This window comes from Flavobacterium bizetiae, from assembly GCF_902804475.1.
Taxonomy (GTDB): domain Bacteria; phylum Bacteroidota; class Bacteroidia; order Flavobacteriales; family Flavobacteriaceae; genus Flavobacterium; species Flavobacterium bizetiae.
Map to the genome: position 1 here is coordinate 1 of NZ_CADCSU010000119.1, position 2,926 is coordinate 2,926.

Genomic DNA, 2,926 nt, shown 5'->3' on the forward strand with positions numbered 1-2,926 from the left:
TAATTAAAGGCCAGTACACCTTTTTCTAAACAAAACATAACTTATAAATCTTCTCAATAATTACGATCGAAAAAAGCAATATTTCTTTAAAAATCTTGTTTAATGAAGAAGGAATCTTTTATAAATTCTGCAGGATATTATGATTGAAGATAAACTAAAACAAAACACCTTTTAGAGCAAGAAAATGTAGGTTAAGTTTTAATTAAGAATGTTTATCTTTACTATGAAAGTTCTATAATAAATTTACAATACTCATTATCAATTTATTACTTATTTATTGTATCAACATATAATTTTAAAACCTATTACGCATGGCATTTGATCATTATATACAGATAGAAAGGGTTGAAAAACTTACCAAAAAAGAATTTATAGAGAATTACTACAAGCCACAAAAGCCTGTTATTATTACCAACCAAATAGAAGACTGGCCGGCTTTTACAAAATGGAATTTTGATTTTATCAGAAAAGTGGCTGGAGATAAAATAGTGCCCTTATATGATAGCCGCAAAACGGATCATACCAAAAAAGTCAACGAACCGGACTTTAAAATGACCATGTCTGAATATATTGATATCCTTGAAAAAGGCCCAACTGATCTGCGTATTTTTTTATACAACTTGATGAAAGACGCTCCTTCAATGAAGTCTGATATGAAATGGCCACGTTTAGGGCTAAGATTACTTAAAAGTATGCCGCTTGTTTTTTTTGGAGGCCAGGATGCCAAAGTGTTCATGCATTATGATATTGATTTCCCGAATATTTTTCATGTGCATTTTGAAGGTCAGAAACAATGTGTTTTGGTAGATCCTAAAGAAACAAAATACATGTACAGATTACCATATTCCTGGTTGTGCAATGAAGATATTGATTTTGATAATCCTGATTTTGAACGTTTTCCGGCACTCAAAAAAGTTAAACCCTATATTACCAATCTTAGTCATGGCGAAATGCTTTATATGCCTGAGGGCTGGTGGCATTACATGAAATACCTTACGCCGGGTTTTTCACTTAGTCTGCGATCGCTTCCGGGAAGACCTTCGAACTTATGGAAAGGTTTTGCAAACGTTGCGATCATTCGATATTATGATAACTGGATGCGAAGAAGAAAAGGCCAGGAATGGCTTGATTATAAAGATGCTGAATCTATTCGAAGAACAAATGCAGAATTTGAGGCGGCAGAATAATCAAATTTGAACATTATTATAAACAAAAAGCTCCATTATTTCTAATGGAGCTTTTTTATTTAAGAGGTTTTATTTTGCAACTCTTTTAAAGTCTAAATCCTGAAAGTCAAAACTAAAATCGATATTCGGAGATATTCCTTTCATCTTGATAGATTGAGCTTTACCTTTTTCATCAACAGAAAACGTTGTAAGAGCATCGCAGTTCATCGCCTGGTATTCCCATTTTACAGCAAAAGTATTAGCATCATAAAAGGCGAGAGGTCCGTTTAATTTTGGCGAACGCAGACATTTGATCCATAATTGCTTTCCCTTTAAAAACACCTCTGCTTTTCCAAACCAGCGATCTTCGTAAACACCAATAAAATCTTCATTTTTTACTTTTGTATTTTTTACCGAAGCCACTTTTTTCCATGTATCTATTGTGACATCATCACTTGTATTTTTATCCTGATTCATCCATTGGGCCATTTTATCTGTCCAGCCAAAATCATCCAAACCTAAATAACTGTCTGCAATAGTATTAGACATCGCCATAAAAAGACCGGCACCACCATCTTGCGTATTGGTTAAAATTACAATCCCTAAGTTTTGGTCAGGAAACAAAGTTACGATAGACAACATTCCCGGCAATCCGCCTGTATGTTCTACTTTAAGACTTCCTTTCGCATCAGATATTCCCCAGCCTAAACCATAGCCATTAAAATGAGAATTGTATCTCGGATTAGGATCTGCAGGCATAACAGTATGTATGCGCCACATTTCGTCGTGATTTTTTAAAGAGAACAACGACGATTTTAGATCCTCACCATATTGACCTTTGTTAAGGCGTGTAATCATCCATTTCGACATATCAGTAACATTCGAATAAATACCTCCAGCGGCACTTCCCATTGCTATATTATAAAAATCGATACTTTTGATCGTTCCGGATGTTGAAGAGTGAGGGATTGCAAGATTGCTTTTGTCTTTTAACAGACTCCCTACAAAAGTACGATTCATCTGCAAAGGCGTTATGATTCGTTGCTGTACAAACTGTTCGTAAGTCATACCGCTTACTTTTGCAATTACTTCTCCGGCAACGATATAAAGTAAATTATCATAATCAAATTGAGTTCTAAAAGCCGAAACAGGTTTAAAATACTGAAAACTAGTCATCACGTCTTTAGCCGTAAAGTCAGATCCGTCAGGAAAAAACATCAAATCACCAACGCCTAATCCAAGTCCGCTGCGATGCGTTAATAAATCCTGTATATTGAAGTTCTCTGTTACATAATCATTATACATTTTAAATTCCGGCAGGTAATCTTTTACTTTATCAGTCCATTTCAATTTACCTTCATCTTCCAGAATAGAAAGTGCAGCTGTTGTAAACGCTTTAGTATTAGAGGCAATTTGAAAATTAGTGTTTTCGTCTACAGGCTTTTTTGTTTCGACAGAACTAATCCCGTATCCTTTTGAGTGTATTACTTTTCCATCTTTAACAACAGCAATTGAGGCCCCGGCAACCTTAAACTTTTGCAGCGCATTTTGCATTAAGGAATCGATTTTTGCAGATGACAACTGAGCAAATGATGCTGTTGATGCAAAACACATAAAGAGGAGGGAAGCTAAACGAATTTTCACTTTTTTCATATAAATTTCTGTTTTTGGTGGGTTGATAGCATATTCATTAAACATTAAAAAAGAGCATCAATATTCTTAAATTATAAGTATTTTGTTCTGAAAATTAACATTTATTG

2 protein-coding genes are annotated in these 2,926 nt (G+C 34.3%); one reads left to right on the forward strand and one right to left on the reverse strand.

The annotated features are described in order from the left end of the window. Positions 1 to 311 precede the first annotated feature (311 nt). A complete protein-coding gene (locus FLACOL7796_RS16420; protein WP_173971815.1) occupies positions 312 to 1,187 on the forward strand; it encodes a cupin-like domain-containing protein in 876 nt (291 codons plus the stop codon). 69 nt (positions 1,188 to 1,256) lie between these two features. On the opposite strand, the gene FLACOL7796_RS16425 is transcribed toward FLACOL7796_RS16420, so the two are convergent. Next, entirely contained in the window at positions 1,257 to 2,819 is a 1,563-nt protein-coding gene (locus FLACOL7796_RS16425; RefSeq protein WP_173971816.1) for a serine hydrolase, read from the reverse strand. Positions 2,820 to 2,926 lie beyond the last annotated feature (107 nt).

Coding starts and splice junctions, on each gene's coding strand:
- FLACOL7796_RS16420 (WP_173971815.1), top strand. CDS start 312: ATGGCATTTGATCATTATATACAGATAGAAAGGGTTGAAAAACTTACC.
- FLACOL7796_RS16425 (WP_173971816.1), bottom strand. CDS start 2,819: ATGAAAAAAGTGAAAATTCGTTTAGCTTCCCTCCTCTTTATGTGTTTT.